At 70.1% G+C, this 13306-nt stretch carries 16 protein-coding genes; 9 read left to right on the forward strand and 7 right to left on the reverse strand.

All coding sequences use genetic code 11. The features are described 5' to 3' along the window. Positions 1–61 precede the first annotated feature (61 nt). Complete coding sequence (locus ON26_RS14955; RefSeq protein WP_040796738.1) at positions 62–1381, reverse strand: sensor histidine kinase; 1320 nt, start codon at positions 1379–1381, stop codon at positions 62–64. Positions 1382–1424: 43 nt separating this feature from the next. Here ON26_RS14955 and ON26_RS14960 point away from each other — a divergent pair, with 43 nt between their 5' ends. The 3 genes from ON26_RS14960 to ON26_RS14970 are packed head-to-tail and all read left to right on the forward strand — an operon-like array spanning position 1425 to position 5186. Continuing rightward, the gene (locus ON26_RS14960) at positions 1425–2213 is read left to right on the forward strand and encodes a TSUP family transporter (RefSeq protein ID WP_373280943.1); all 789 of its coding nucleotides are present in this window, start codon (positions 1425–1427) and stop codon (positions 2211–2213) included. A gap of 40 nt (positions 2214–2253) precedes the next feature. Continuing rightward, on the forward strand, positions 2254–3798 hold the full coding sequence (locus ON26_RS14965; RefSeq protein WP_040796785.1) for a TldD/PmbA family protein: 1545 nt from the start codon (positions 2254–2256) through the stop codon (positions 3796–3798). Further along, a complete protein-coding gene (locus ON26_RS14970) occupies positions 3795–5186 on the forward strand; it encodes a metallopeptidase TldD-related protein (RefSeq protein WP_174375401.1) in 1392 nt (463 codons plus the stop codon). Before ON26_RS14965 ends, ON26_RS14970 begins: the two co-directional genes overlap by 4 nt. 18 nt (positions 5187–5204) lie before the next feature. On the opposite strand, the gene ON26_RS32305 is transcribed toward ON26_RS14970, so the two are convergent. From ON26_RS32305 to ON26_RS14985, 3 genes are all read right to left on the reverse strand, one after another. Beyond that, positions 5205–5738: a DUF4333 domain-containing protein gene (locus ON26_RS32305; protein ID WP_083884096.1), complete on the reverse strand. Its 534-nt coding sequence runs from the start codon at positions 5736–5738 to the stop codon at positions 5205–5207. A gap of 167 nt (positions 5739–5905) precedes the next feature. Continuing rightward, positions 5906–6292, reverse strand: a complete 387-nt coding sequence (locus tag ON26_RS14980) for a PPOX class F420-dependent oxidoreductase (protein WP_040796741.1) — start codon at positions 6290–6292, stop codon at positions 5906–5908. 74 nt (positions 6293–6366) lie between these two features. Continuing rightward, the gene (locus tag ON26_RS14985; protein WP_040796742.1) at positions 6367–6915 is read right to left on the reverse strand and encodes a PadR family transcriptional regulator; all 549 of its coding nucleotides are present in this window, start codon (positions 6913–6915) and stop codon (positions 6367–6369) included. Positions 6916–7022: 107 nt separating this feature from the next. Between ON26_RS14985 and ON26_RS14990 the strand changes: the two genes are divergently transcribed. Continuing rightward, positions 7023–7742: a DUF8817 family protein gene (locus ON26_RS14990; protein WP_040796743.1), complete on the forward strand. Its 720-nt coding sequence runs from the start codon at positions 7023–7025 to the stop codon at positions 7740–7742. 306 nt (positions 7743–8048) lie between these two features. Next, positions 8049–8717 (forward strand): class I SAM-dependent methyltransferase, encoded by a 669-nt coding sequence (locus tag ON26_RS14995; RefSeq protein ID WP_157171901.1) that lies wholly within the window; start codon positions 8049–8051, stop codon positions 8715–8717. A gap of 54 nt (positions 8718–8771) precedes the next feature. Here ON26_RS14995 and map read toward each other — a convergent pair whose 3' ends face one another. Next, positions 8772–9539 carry a type I methionyl aminopeptidase gene (gene map, locus ON26_RS15000; RefSeq protein WP_040796745.1) on the reverse strand — a complete coding sequence of 256 codons (768 nt, stop codon included), beginning with the start codon at positions 9537–9539 and terminating at the stop codon, positions 8772–8774. 105 nt (positions 9540–9644) lie between these two features. On the opposite strand from map, the gene ON26_RS15005 reads away from it, so the two are divergent. From ON26_RS15005 to ON26_RS15015, 3 genes are all read left to right on the forward strand, one after another. After that, the gene (locus tag ON26_RS15005) at positions 9645–9908 is read left to right on the forward strand and encodes a helix-turn-helix domain-containing protein (protein WP_040796746.1); all 264 of its coding nucleotides are present in this window, start codon (positions 9645–9647) and stop codon (positions 9906–9908) included. 103 nt (positions 9909–10011) lie between these two features. Continuing rightward, positions 10012–10830 (forward strand): thioesterase family protein, encoded by an 819-nt coding sequence (locus ON26_RS15010; RefSeq protein ID WP_040796747.1) that lies wholly within the window; start codon positions 10012–10014, stop codon positions 10828–10830. Between the two features lie 80 nt (positions 10831–10910). Then, positions 10911–11399 (forward strand): FBP domain-containing protein, encoded by a 489-nt coding sequence (locus tag ON26_RS15015; protein ID WP_040796748.1) that lies wholly within the window; start codon positions 10911–10913, stop codon positions 11397–11399. Between the two features lie 73 nt (positions 11400–11472). Here the strand turns inward: ON26_RS15015 and ON26_RS15020 are convergent, their stop codons facing one another. After that, positions 11473–12705 carry an FAD-dependent oxidoreductase gene (locus ON26_RS15020; RefSeq protein WP_083884098.1) on the reverse strand — a complete coding sequence of 411 codons (1233 nt, stop codon included), beginning with the start codon at positions 12703–12705 and terminating at the stop codon, positions 11473–11475. A 74-nt stretch (positions 12706–12779) separates the two neighbouring features. Beyond that, positions 12780–13004 (reverse strand): hypothetical protein, encoded by a 225-nt coding sequence (locus tag ON26_RS15025; RefSeq protein WP_040796750.1) that lies wholly within the window; start codon positions 13002–13004, stop codon positions 12780–12782. A 3-nt stretch (positions 13005–13007) separates the two neighbouring features. Here ON26_RS15025 and ON26_RS15030 point away from each other — a divergent pair, with 3 nt between their 5' ends. Then, positions 13008–13223 carry a TetR/AcrR family transcriptional regulator gene (locus ON26_RS15030; RefSeq protein WP_040796751.1) on the forward strand — a complete coding sequence of 72 codons (216 nt, stop codon included), beginning with the start codon at positions 13008–13010 and terminating at the stop codon, positions 13221–13223. Positions 13224–13306 lie beyond the last annotated feature (83 nt).

A 13306-nucleotide genomic window follows, 5' to 3' on the forward strand; every position in this document is an offset into this window, starting at 1 on the left:
GCGAGCACCGCCCTCGGCGAGGCACCGCCGTCCCGGCCTGCACCGCGCGGCCGGCTCGTGGCTAACTCCAGGGCGTTCCGGTCGAGCCGGGATGTTCGGCGAGTTCGAGGGGAATCGTGGCGTGCACCCGCCACCCGCCGTCGGGTTCCGGTCCGACGGACAAACTGCCGCCGAGCACCGCGACGCGCTCACGCATGCCGACCAGGCCGAGTCCGCTGCCGCGGCCCAGTTGGCTGCCTGCCCTCGGGTCACCGGCCGGCCCGCCCTCGACGCCCGCGCCGCCACTTCGCGCACCGGTGTTCGGCTCAGCACGCCGTCGCGCGCCGTCGCGGGCGGGCACTGCCGCGGTGACGAGCGCCGAGTCGCCCGGCGCCCCACCGGAATCGGTGACCTCGACCAGCACATCGTGGTCGCGGCGCTGCACCCGAACCCATGCCTTGGGGTGCGCGCCCCGCGCGTGTCGCAGGGCGTTGGTGAGTGACTCCTGCACGATGCGGTGCACGCCGAGGCTCACCTCGGGGGTGATGTCGTCGATGGCGCCGGTCATCTCCAGATCGACAGCGAGGCCGGTGCCGCGCATCATCTCCACCACCTTCGCGATACCGGCGGTCCCGTGCTGGGGCAGTTCGCCCGGCGCGTGTTCGGTGCGCAGCAGTTCCACCGTGCGGCGCAGTTCGCGCAGCGCGTCCCGGCCGGTGGCCGCGATGATGCCGAGGGCCTGTTCGGCCGTGTCCGGGTCGCGGCGCAGGGCATAGCGGGCGCCGTCGGCCTGCACGATGATCACCGACACCGCGTGCGCGACGACATCGTGCAGCTCCCGCGCGATCCGGGTGCGCTCGGCGGCGACGGCCTCGTGGGTGCGTCTGCGCAGTTCGTCGTCGGCCACCGCCAGACGGGCGGCGACCTCGGCGTCGTAGGCGTGGCGCGCGCCGTTGAATTCGGCCAGCGTCCAGCACAGCGCGTAATAGACCGCCACGAATGCCAGCGTGGTGGCGGTCGGCTGGTTCAGCAGTTCCATGGCAAGCAGCGAATCCACCGTCAACGCCACGAGGAAGACGGTGCCCTCGCGCCTGCCCACGTAGGCGACCAGGGTGTACAGCATCACGCCGAGACCGAGCAGCGCGGGATGGGTCACGAAGTCCTCGAGGAGGTAGCCGAGCAGCGTCGTGACCACCGCCAGCGTCACCATGACCGCCGACATCGCCCGCGGATACAACCGCCGCAGCGCGATGGGCAGCGGAAGCAGACCGGCCATCACCAGGTACACCGCGGGCTGGCGGGAATCGGCGAGCCCGGCCAGATCGAGCGCCAGCAGCCCGAGGGCCAGGATCGAATCCGCCACCAGTGGCTTGCCGCGCAGCCAGAGACTGAACCGTCGCACCGTCTCAGACTAGGGGCCCCGCCCGATGACCGGGATTCATCGGATGTCTGGTTGGCTGGGGCGCGTGGATCTCGCGGACTGGCTCGTTCTCCTGACAGCGGCAGGCGCGGCGGGCTGGGTGGACGCCGTGGTCGGGGGCGGCGGGCTGATCATCCTGCCCACGTTGTTCCTGGTGTCACCGGGCATCGCGCCCGCCACCGCGCTGGGGACCAACAAGTTCGCGGCGGTCGCGGGCACCACCGCCTCGGTGCTGACCTTCGCCCGCAAGGTCCCGATGAACTGGAAGCTGCTGGCGCCCGCCGCGGTGATCGCGGCGTGCGCCGCCGGGGCGGGGGCGGCGGCGGTGTCGCTGATCGACAAGGAGCTGTTCATCCCGATCGTGATGGTGGTCCTGGTCGCCGTCGCCGTCTTCGTGACCGCGCGCCCCTCGGTCGGCGTCACATTGGCCACCGATCCGCCGACCCGGCGCAAGACGATCCTGGTGGTCCTGCTGGCCGCCGGCCTGATCGGCGCCTACGACGGCCTGCTCGGGCCGGGTACCGGGACGTTCCTGATCATCACCTTCGCCACATTGCTGGGCACCGAGTTCGTGCGGGCGGCCGCGATGGCCAAGGTGATCAACTGCGGATCCAATGTCGGCGCGCTGATCTATTTCGGTTTCACCGGGCACATCATGGTCGCGCTCGGCGCGGGCATGGCGGTCGCCAATATCGGCGGCGCGATCGCGGGCTCGCGGATGGCGTTGCGCCGGGGCGCGGAGTTCGTGCGGATCGTGCTGCTGGTCGTGGTGGTCGTGATGGTGGTCCGGCTGGGCTGGCAGCAGTTCGGGTGAGTTCTGCGGGAGCATTCGCTCACCCGGTAGCGTGACCGGGGTGAGCACCGCGACTTCCGAGGGCCGGGCGCGCCGGGCCGTCGACGCCGAATTCCGTGCGCTACCACTGGGTGCGCTCGCCGAGGCCGCGCTCACCGCGGCCAGGGCGGCGGGCGCCGAGCACGCCGATCTGCGCGTGCACCGGTTGCGCACCCAGTCCATCCGCCTGCGCGACGGCCGCGTCGAAGCGGTCACCGACAGCACCGACGTCGGTTTCGCCGTCCGTGTGATCGTCGACGGCACCTGGGGTTTCGCCTCGCACGCCGCGCTGACCCCGCGGCACGCGGTCGCGGTCGCCCGGCAGGCCGTCGAGGTCGCGACCGCGCTGCGCGCACTCAATCGCGACCGCGTGGAGCTGGCCGCCGAACCACGCTACGACGACGTCGAGTGGGTGTCGGAGTACGCGATCGACCCGTTCGAGGTGCCGACCGCGCAGAAGGTGGCGCTGCTGCAGGACTATTCGGAGCGTCTGGCCGCCGCCGACGGGGTCGATCACGTCACCGCGGGCGTGCTGCAGGTCAAGGAACAGACCTATTACGCCGACACCGCCGGGACGGTCCTCACCCAGCAGCGGGTGCGTGTGCACCCGGAACTCGAGGCGACGACGGTGGATTCCGCGGCGGGTGTCTTCGAGACCATGCGCACGCTCGCCGCGCCCGCGGGCCGGGGCTGGGAGTACGTGACCGGCGCGGACGGCGTCTGGGACTGGGACGACGAACTCGCCCGCATCCCCGGCTGGCTGGCCGAGAAGGTGAAGGCGCCCACCGTCGTCGCCGGGCCGACCGACCTCGTCGTCGACCCGACCAATCTGTGGCTGACCATCCACGAATCCATCGGCCACGCCACCGAGTACGACCGCGCCATCGGCTACGAATCCGCCTACGCGGGCACCTCCTTCGCCACTCCCGACAAGCTCGGCACGCTGCGTTACGGCACCCCGATCATGCAGGTCACCGGCGACCGCACGGAACCGTTCGGCCTGGCCACCGTCGGCTACGACGACGAGGGCGTCGCCGGGCAGCGCTGGGATCTGGTGCGCGACGGCGTGCTCGTCGGCTACCAGCTCGACCGCGCCTTCGCCCCGCGTCTCGGGCTGGAGCGCTCCAACGGCTGCTCCTACGCCGATTCCGCGCATCACGTGCCGATCCAGCGGATGGCCAATGTGTCGCTGGCCGCCGATCCCGAACACGACACCAGCACCGCGGAGCTGATCTCCCGGGTCGAGGACGGCCTCTATATCGTCGGCGACAAATCGTGGTCGATCGACATGCAGCGCTACAACTTCCAGTTCACCGGGCAGCGGTTCTTCCGCATCCGCAACGGCGAGCTGGCGGGCCAGGTGCGCGATGTGGCGTACCAGGCCACCACCACCGATTTCTGGGGCGCGATGGAAGCCGTAGGCGGGCCGTCGACCTGGCGGCTCGGCGGTGCGTTCAACTGCGGTAAGGCCCAGCCCGGCCAGGTGGCCTCGGTCAGCCACGGCTGCCCGTCGATCCTGGTGCGCGGCATCAATGTTCTCAACACCCGGACGGAGGCAGGTCGGTGAGCGCACTGGGGGTGCCCGCGGGCGAGGTGGTCGAGCGGGCGCTGGCGGCGTCGCGGGCCGACGAGGCGATCGTGCTGGTCACCGACGCGCACGAGGCGTCGCTGCGCTGGGCGGGCAATTCGATGACCACCAACGGCGTTTCGGCGTCGCGGCAGTGGGCCGTGGTGTCGATCTTCCGTGACGGGCCCACCGCCGCGCGGGTCGGCAGCGTCGGTTCCACCAGCGTCGATCCGGCCGACATCGAGACGGTGGTGCGCGCCGCCGAGGAGGCCGCGCGCACCGCCGAGCCGGCGAAGGACGCCGCGCCGCTGCTCGAGGCCGACGGGCCCGCCGCGGACTGGGCCGCCGAACCGGGCAGCACCGGCATCGAGGTGTTCACGGACCTGGCGCGGGGGCTCGCGGGCGGATTCGACGGTGCCGACCGGCTCTACGGCTTCGCCCATCACCGGGTGCACACCACCTGGCTGGGCACTTCGACCGGACTGCGCAGGCGGTTCGTCCAGCCAACCGGAACGCTGGAGATCAACGGCAAGCGCGGTCCCGACGCCGATCCGGCCAGCGCCTGGGTCGGTGTCGGCACGCCCGATTTCGCCGATGTCGATGTCACCGGACTGCTCGGGGAACTCTCGCGGCGGCTGGATTGGGCGGCGAAGAAGGTCGAGCTGCCCGCCGGACGCTACGAGACGATCCTGCCGCCCTCGGCGGTGGCCGATCTGATGATCTCGCTGATGTGGTCGATGGAGGCTCGCGGCGCGTACGAGGGGCACAATGCCTTCGCCGGGCCCGGTGGCGGCACCCGGATCGGGGAACGACTCACCGATCTGCCGCTCACGCTCTACTCCGACCCCGCGGCCGAGCATCTGCGGCACCGGCCGTTCGTCGCGACCTCCGCCTCCTCGGACACGCTGTCGGTCTTCGACAACGGCCTGATCGCCGAGCGGGTCGACTGGGTGCGCGAGGGCGTGGTCAACGCGCTGGCCCAATCACGGGCCACCGCTGCCGAATTCGGCTCGGTCACCACTGTCCCCGGCGAGAACCTGCTGCTCACCGGTGGCTCCTCGGCGAGCGTGGACGATCTGGTCGCCGACACCGAACGGGGCCTGCTGCTCACCACGCTCTGGTACATCCGCGAAGTGGATCCGGCCACGCTGTTGCTGACCGGCCTCACCCGCGACGGCGTCTACCTGGTGGAGGACGGCCGGGTCACCGCGGAGGTCAACAATTTCCGCTTCAACGAGAGCCCGCTGGACCTGCTGCGCCGGGTCACCGAAGCCGGCGCCACGGAGCTGACGCTGCCGCGCGAGTGGTCGGACTGGTTCACCCGGACGGCCATGCCGCCGTTGCGGATTCCCGACTTCCACATGTCCTCGGTGAGCCGGGCCACCTGAGCCCGGCCGTGGCGGAACTCAGAAGGGCCTGCTGACCTCGTAGACGCCGTCGGTGCTGGTGATCGTCACCGACACCGACATCGGATCGCCCGACACCGTGACCGAGCAGGTGAACCGAAGGCCGACGACGACCGCCTGACCCGACGGGCAGCTCGCATCGCTCACGCCGGTGAGGCCGTAGGAGTCGGTCAGCACCGTCACCACGCCGCTCTGCACGGCCGTCTGATCGAGGGTGTCGATCTCCGGGGCGAGCGTGGTGCTCGCCGGAGCCTCGGTGGCGACGGTGATTTCGAACGATTCGGGGATCTGCCCGGCCGGTGCCGCGGCCACGGGCGAGGACGTGACCGTGGTCCGCGGGGTGTCGCTCATGGCGCTCTCCCGCAGATTCACCACCACCAGTCCGGCGATGACCCCGGCCACCGCGATGGCGACGGCCGCCACGATGGCGGCCACCAGCACGGAAGTCCAGCCGCCGTCGGTGTGCTGGGGCTCGGGCGCTTCGGCGACCGGGTAGGGCTGCGACGCCCTCGGTGGCCGCGTCGGTGCTGTCATGAACGATCCCTCCCGCCGGGGCAGGGACGTGACATCATGTCCGCCTGGGGACCACCCCGGTTATGCCCGTCGAAGGATAGTCGAGACCCCGGCGGACGGCGGCTCTGGGCCGGAATCCAGCTGCCCGGCTTACCGATTCCCACCGCGCCGGGAATCCGGGTCCGTGTTCAGGCCGCCGGCGTGATCTCGAGGCCCACCGTCCCGTCCTTGCCGCGGCGCAGACTGCTGCCGAGCAGCGTGACCCACGCGAGCAGCTTGTACTTGCGCTTCAACAGGCTTCGGACTCGTTCGGTGCCCGCGGCGTCGAGCACCCGGGCGGTGCCGTCGACCACCGGGCCGCTCAGTTTCTTGCCGCGCGCGTCACAGGCCTGCACCGTGACCGCCGGATTGCGCTTCAGCCGCTTGACCTTCCAACTGTCGGTCACCGTCCACATGTACAACTTCCCCTCGTCGGCCACCGCCCACAGCGGCGTGCCGACCGGCGAGCCGTCCTTGCGGAAGGTCGTCAGCATCACATAGTCGGCGGTTCCGGCTTCCCCGAACGCATTCGTCATGTCCGCAGCCTAAGCGGATTCCCCGGACACGCGCACGTCCCGGCCGGTGCCGCGGGGGCCGCGGGCGAGCCGGATCAGTCGGGCAGTGAATACTCGCCCGCTTCCAGCCGCGCGAGCAGTCCGCCCGTCCAGCCGGCCAGGTTCTCGAACACGCCGCTCCACAGTTCGAGCAGGTCGGTGGCGTGCGGAATCTCATAGCGCCCGGGAAATTCCGGGATCATGGCCAGGAGTTGCTCGCGCACCCGCGCGGCGTTGCGTTGCTGCTCGCGCAAGCGGTCGATCACGTGCGACCGGGGCAGCGCGTCCATGAACGCGATCGCCGCGCCCAGCTCTTCCATGTCGACGCTGACCAGCGCCTGATCCATGAGTCGCCGGAATTCGGCCTCGCCCTCGGCGGTGAGCTCGTACAGCGTCCGGCCCGGCCCCTCCGCGCTGCGTTCGGTACCCGCCTCGCGCAGTTTGCCTTCCGCGCTCAGCTGTTTGAGCGCGTGGTAGATCGAGCCGGGCTTGGCGTTGGTCCACGTCTCGGCCCGCCACGACAGCAGTTCCCGTCGCACGGCGTATCCGTGCGCGGGCCCCTGCCTGCGCAGGACTCCGAGGACGAGCAGGCGCACCACGGACACGGCGGCTCCCTTCTGTCGCGGTTCGATACTACTCAAACTTGACTTCCCCAGGCCCTCACGTAGCCTGGTAATCAAATTTGACTACCAGGTGAAAGGTCTTCGGCCCGATGACCGACTCCCCCGTTCCCGTTCTCTGGACCTCGAATTCGAGCGCCACCCTCGACTTCTACCGAGCGCTCGGCTACACGGTCACCCACGAACAGACCAGGCCCTATGTCTATCTGGCGGTGGCACTGGACGGCTGTGAGCTGCATTTCAGCCCGCCCCCGCGTGAGATCGCCGTGCCGCTGGAAACGGTGCGCTGCCTGGTGATGGTCGACGATGTCGCCGCGCGGCACCGCGCCTTCACCGAGGGCATGCGGGCCGCCTACGGGAAAGTTCTGGCGAAGGGCTGCCCGCGGATCACCCGGTTCCGCCCCGGCCGGTCCCGGTTCAGCCTCGTCGATCCCGACGGCAACACCGTGCTGTTCATCCAGCGCGACGAACCGAGGGACGTCGAATACGGTGGCGCCGCCGACCTGGCGGGCCTGGCCAAGGTGATCGACAACGCGCGGATCCTGCGGGATTTCAAGGTCGACGACAAAGCCGCGGCGCGGGTGCTCGAGGTCGGGCTCGGCCGATTCCGCCGGATCGCGCCGGCCGTGGACCGGGCCAGAGCCCTCGCGATGCTGACCGAAATCGCGGTGGCCGCAGGCGATTCCGTGCGGGCCGAGCGGTTGCGCAGCGAAGTCGCGGCGCTGCCCTTGTCCGACGAGGAGCGCGCCGCCGTGGCCGACGAACTGCGGGCAGGCGACGAACTGGAGCGGTGGCTCGGCGGACAGCCCTGAACCCTCGCGCCCCACACCTCGGCGAAGGCCGGCACACAGCCCGCACGGAGACACCGTCACACACCCGGCATCGACACGCCGAGCGACATTGACATGGCCCGGCATCGATCGGCTAGCGTCGCCAGCGAACACGGCCTCTGCGATCTTTCGGAGACCACGTCGACTCCGGCGACCCAGGTCGCCGGTCATGAGCTGAACGGCATCACAGCATCCCGCCGGGGGAAGCACCGTACCGGCGGTCGACGAAGGGCATATCCCGTGGGCAGCAGCAATTTCGCGTATACCGGGTGCGACAACCTGGAAGTGATGACCAGAGCGGTCAATTACAACACCTTCCTGGTCGACACGGTCGACGAGCACTTCCCCTCGCGCGGCGCACCGGCCGACGTTCGAGTACTGGATTTCGGCGCCGGGTCCGGCACGTACGCCGACATGCTCTCCGAGCGCCGGGTGAGCCCGGAATGCCTCGAGCCCGACGAGGAACTGCAGCACATCCTGCGGTCCAAGGGCTACAAGGTGGTCGATTACGACGAGACCCGACCCAGCGAGACCGAGCAGTACAGCCTCATCTACACCTTCAACGTCCTCGAGCACATCAAGAACGATCAGGCCACGGCCGAGCAACTGGCGTCACTGCTTCGCCCCGGCGGCAGACTGGTCGTCTACGTGCCCGCGCTGGAGGTCCTGTTCACCGCCATGGATGTCAAAGTGGGGCACTACCGCCGCTATCGGCGGACCCAGCTGAACCGGATCCTGCGCAACGCCGGCCTCGAGATCGTGGAGTCGCGATACTGCGATCCCATCGGGTTCTTCGCGACACTGGCCTACAAGGTTCTCGGTTCCGGCGACGGCACCCTCGATCCCCGCTCCATCGAACTCTACGACCGCGCCGTCTTCCCGCTCAGCAAGGCCCTGCAGGTGTTGACGGGCAAGTTCTTCGGCAAGAACGTCCTGGTCGTCGCCACCAAGCCCTGAACCTCTCGCACGGGATGCGGTCGACCGGAGAGGTCGCGACGACCGGGCCGCCGGTCAGGCGCGGGTGAGGATCACCGGGCCGTCCTCGGTGATCGCCACGGTGTGTTCACTGTGGGCGGTTCGGGATCCGTCGGCCGAGCGCACCGTCCAGCCGTCCGCGTCGTCGATGTACACGCGGTCGGTGGTGCGAGCGAACCACGGTTCCAGCGCCAGCGTCAGCCCGGGACGCAACCGCAGCCCGCGACCCGCGCGGCCCCTGTTGGACACGTGCGGGTCCTCGTGCATGGTGCGGCCGAGGCCGTGCCCGCCGAATTCGGTGTTGACCGGGTAGCCGTAGGCGGCCGCCACCGCACCGATGGCCGCCGAGATATCGCCGAGCTTGTTGCCGGGCACCGCCGCCTCGATCCCCGCCGCCAGCGCCTCCTCGGTCGCCCGAACCAGTCGGAGGTCTTCCTCGGCGGCGGTGCCGACGATCGTCGTGACCGCGGCGTCGGCCACCCAGCCGTCGATGGACACGGCGAGGTCCATCGTCAGCACATCGCCGTCGCCGAGTCGGTAGTCGAACGGCATGCCGTGCAGCACGGCGTCGTTCACCGACAGGCACACCGTGTGACCGAACGGCCCGCGCCCGAACGAGGGCGCGTAGTCGACATAGCACGAGACCGCGCCGCGCTCCCGGATCCGTTCTCGCACATAGGCTTCCAGATCGAGCAGGTTGACCCCGATCCGCGCCCGCGCCCGCAGCCCGGCGAGCACGTCGGCGACGAACGCGCCCGTCACCGCCATCCGCTCGATCTCCCGCGGGGTCTTCAACTCGAGCATGTACGCCCTCCACTTCGGTATTTTCATACCACCGTAGCGGTGTCGGTATTTTAATACCAATCCGGCGATTGCCGCCGCTCCGCGCCGCCGCCTACCCTGGTCGCCATGGTTCGCCTCCCGTTGACTCCCGCCCAGATCGAAGCCGGTCGCCGCCTCGGCGGCAGGCTGCGGACCGCGCGCGCCGGCCGCGAGCTCGCCGAGGTGGCCGCCGCGGCGGGCATCTCACCGGAGACACTGCGCAAGATCGAGACCGGCAGGTTGCCCTCCCCCGCCTTCGGCACCGTCGTCGCCCTCAGCCGGGCACTCGACGTGCCGCTCGACGAACTCGCCGAGGTGTGGCGTTCGGCGGGCCTCGCCGAGTCCGCCTGAGCGCGGGCCGATCGCGGACGCACCTCGCCTCACCTGCGTGAACTCGGCCACAAACGCGGCTCCCCGGCGTAGCGGCCGGAAAATCGAACCCTACTTTGGACGTATGTCCGATACGACCGAGGTCGCCGCCTACTTCCGGCGCGTGGGTCCCCAGCGCTTCGTCCCCACCGCCCATGCGACGGGTGCGTGGACCGCCGACGAGCAGCACTTCAGCCCCGTCGCCGGGCTTCTCGTCCACGAGATCCAGCGCATGCGGACCGCCGAGCAGCGCCCCGCGATGGCGATGAGCCGCATCACCTTCGACATTCTCGGCCGCGTCCCGGTCGGCGAATTCGAGATCGAAGCACGGGTCGTGCGGCCGGGACGGACCATCGAGTTGGTCGAGGCCACCGCGTTCGCCGCCGGGCGCGCCGCCGTCACGGCGCGGGTCTGGCTCATGACCCCCGGCGACACCGCGAGCGTCGCGGGCGGAGCGCCGGAGCCGCTGCCCGCACCCGAGACACAGCCGCGCTGGGCGATGGACTCGTTGTGGCCCGGAGGTTTCATCGCCTCCCTCGATGTCCGCACGGTCGGCGAGTACCTGCCCGGACGCGCCGCCGCCTGGGTCCGCACCGACCTGGATCTGGTGGAAGGCGAGCGCGCGGACGCGGTCACCTCGTATCTCGCCCTGGTCGACACGGCCAACGGCATCGCCGCCAGGGAAAAGCCCTCGGACTGGATGTTCCCGAACCTGGATCTGAGCATCCACCTGCATCGGCAGCCGGAAGGCCGCTGGGTCGGGCTGGACACCTCGGTCGTCTTCGGCGGCACCGGCCAGGGCCTCACCACCACAGTCCTGCACGACCTCGCCGGACCCGTCGGGTACGCCCAGCAGATCCTCACCGTCCGTCCGCAGCCGGCCGACTGGCCCCCGGCGCGCTGACCCCGCCGACCGGAAAATACGTTGCCGCTCGGTAACGGGCGGCGTAGCGTCCGGAGGCGTTTCCGACCGGAAGGACACCCGTGCAGCCCATCTCCGAACGCGACATCAGGTCGTCGTTCGTCAACTGTTCCAAGGGCGAGGCCAAGCGTCTGCCGGTGCCGCGCGACCTCGCGGACCGACCGTGGGACGACCTGGACTTCTTCGGCTGGAGCGATCCCTCCATGCCGGGACGCTGCTACCTCGTGGCCCCACGCGAGGACGGGCTCGCCGGTGTCGCGCTGCGCTACGAGACCGGCGGGACGGGTCGCGCGCAGATGTGCTCGATCTGCCTGACCACGCACACCGGCGGCGGGGTATCGCTGCTCACGGCCAGTAAGGCGGGCGAGTCCGGGCGGCGCGGCAATTCCGTCGGCATCTACATGTGCACCGATCTGGCCTGTTCGCTGTACACGCGCGGGAAGAAGCGGCCCGCCGCGGGGAGCCGGTATCGCGAAGACCTGTCCGTCGAGGAGAAGATCGAGCGCGTGCTCGAGAATCTCGGCGTATTCCTGACCCGCCTGCACACCTGACGGCGAGCCCTGGCACCCGGCAGCGCGGAACCCACGGGACCGCGGGGACGGCTCGGCGCGGCACGGCAACCGCTCAGCGCCGCACAGCGAACGCCGGAACGGATTCGGTACGGACACCGACACCGCCCAGATAGGCCGTCAGCCCGCGCAACGCCGGGACCGCCCGCAGCGCCCGCACGCCGCGGGGCAGTCGCCGCTCGTCGAGCGTTCCGGCGAGCGCGGGCCGGATCAGCGTCTCGTGCTCGCCGCGCTGGGTCCGTTGCATCACCCACGCGGGCCAGGCCCTGCGCCGCTGGACCTTCGCCAGATCGCTCTCGCCCACCCGGCCGGTGCCCAACAACGGTCCGGCCAGAATCCGCGCGGCGGCGACCGCATCCTGGACGGCCAGGTTCACCCCGACGCCGCCGACCGGCGACATGGTGTGCGCCGCGTCGCCGAGACAGAGCACGCCGTTGCCATACCACCGTCGCAGCAGCGTCATCTCGGTGCGGAGCACCTTCACATCGTCCCAGCTTCGAATCGCGGAAACGGTCCGCGCCGACCAGCCGAACATTTCACCCAGGGCATCGCGGAACGCGTCGAGTCCCTGCTCACGTACCCGCTCGTCGGTGCCTTTCGCGACGAGATAGGCCGTGTGATAGTACTCGCCGCGGTCGAGGACGATGCCCGCCCGGCCGCCGCCGAACACCCCGAAGATCTCCCCTTCGATCGTGCTCTCCCCCTTCGGGACGCGTACCTGCCACACGTCCATCGGAATCGGTGTCGAGTCACCGGGCAGCCCCGAGTCGGCGCGCACGACCGATCCGCGCCCGTCACAGGCCACGGTCAGATCCGCGGCGAGTTCCCGTTCGACGTCCGCCTCGTCGCGATATACCACCCCGGTGACCCGCCCGCTCGAATTCCGGCGCAGCGAGGTCACCTCGCAGTTCGTCCGCAGCACGAACGATGGCTCGGCGGCCGCCGCCGATGCCAGCAGGTCGAGGAAGTCCCACTGCGGGACTATCGCGATGTGCTTGTGCCGCCCCGGAATCCGCCGGAAGTCGGCGATCACCACGGTGGCGGCGCCGATCCGGATCCGCATCTGCTCGAGTTCGCGAATGGGCAATCGCGCGAAGTCCGCGCCGAGCCCCAGGTCGTCGAGCATGCGTAGCGTCGACGGGTGCACGGTGTCACCGCGGAAGTCCCGGATGAAGTCGCCGTGCTTCTCCAGCACCGTCACCTCGATCCCGGCCCGCGCCAGGAGTAGTCCCAGCGTCATCCCCGCCGGACCGCCACCGACCACCGCACACCGCGTTCGCTCGGCCATCCCACGAATATAGCCGCAGGTCACCGCCGGAAAAGGATACGACCGGACAACGATCGCGATGCGGGCGAAGTGCGCTACGAGGGCACCGCGGCGATCAGCTCGGCGGTCACGGCGTCGAGTCGCCTCGCACGCGCGGGGTCGAAATCCGCACCGGTCACAGGCACAGTGCGACCGCGGAACCGGGCCGAGACCGGTTCGGCCGGCGGATGGTCGAGCAACTCGATCACCGACGGCACGGTCTCGTCCACCGAACGGGCGAACACCCGGGCGAGCCCCTTCGTCACGACCAGCTGCTGCACGATGTGGTCTTCGCCGACTGGTCCGAATGCGGCGGCGCACACCCGTTGCTGGCGATGCTCCGCTCGGCCGACCGCGACGAAATCCGTGACCAGTTGCGCACCCGGCTCCGCGAGGATTACCTCGGCGCCGTGGCAGAACGCATCCCCACATCCGACGCCGCCCTGCGCGCCGAGATCATCGGGGCTTGCTGCTCGGCCTCGGCGTCATGCGCTCGGTGATCGAGACTCCCGCACTCACCGAGGCGCCGTTCGAACACACCCGGGTTCTCACCGCCACAATGATCACCGCCCTCACCCGCTGA

Origin of the sequence: Nocardia higoensis NBRC 100133 (assembly GCF_000308595.1) — a bacterium.
GTDB classification, from domain to species: Bacteria; Actinomycetota; Actinomycetes; order Mycobacteriales; family Mycobacteriaceae; genus Nocardia; species Nocardia higoensis.

Excerpts from the sequence above, each read along its gene's own strand:
- ON26_RS14960 (WP_373280943.1), top strand. The coding sequence starts at position 1,425 with ATGTCTGGTTGGCTGGGGCGCGTGGATCTCGCGGACTGGCTCGTTCTC.
- ON26_RS32305 (WP_083884096.1), bottom strand. The coding sequence starts at position 5,738 with ATGACAGCACCGACGCGGCCACCGAGGGCGTCGCAGCCCTACCCGGTC.
- ON26_RS14980 (WP_040796741.1), bottom strand. The coding sequence starts at position 6,292 with ATGACGAATGCGTTCGGGGAAGCCGGAACCGCCGACTATGTGATGCTG.
- ON26_RS14990 (WP_040796743.1), top strand. The coding sequence starts at position 7,023 with ATGACCGACTCCCCCGTTCCCGTTCTCTGGACCTCGAATTCGAGCGCC.
- ON26_RS14995 (WP_157171901.1), top strand. The coding sequence starts at position 8,049 with ATGACCAGAGCGGTCAATTACAACACCTTCCTGGTCGACACGGTCGAC.
- map (WP_040796745.1), bottom strand. The coding sequence starts at position 9,539 with ATGCTCGAGTTGAAGACCCCGCGGGAGATCGAGCGGATGGCGGTGACG.
- ON26_RS15005 (WP_040796746.1), top strand. The coding sequence starts at position 9,645 with ATGGTTCGCCTCCCGTTGACTCCCGCCCAGATCGAAGCCGGTCGCCGC.
- ON26_RS15010 (WP_040796747.1), top strand. The coding sequence starts at position 10,012 with ATGTCCGATACGACCGAGGTCGCCGCCTACTTCCGGCGCGTGGGTCCC.
- ON26_RS15020 (WP_083884098.1), bottom strand. The coding sequence starts at position 12,705 with ATGGCCGAGCGAACGCGGTGTGCGGTGGTCGGTGGCGGTCCGGCGGGG.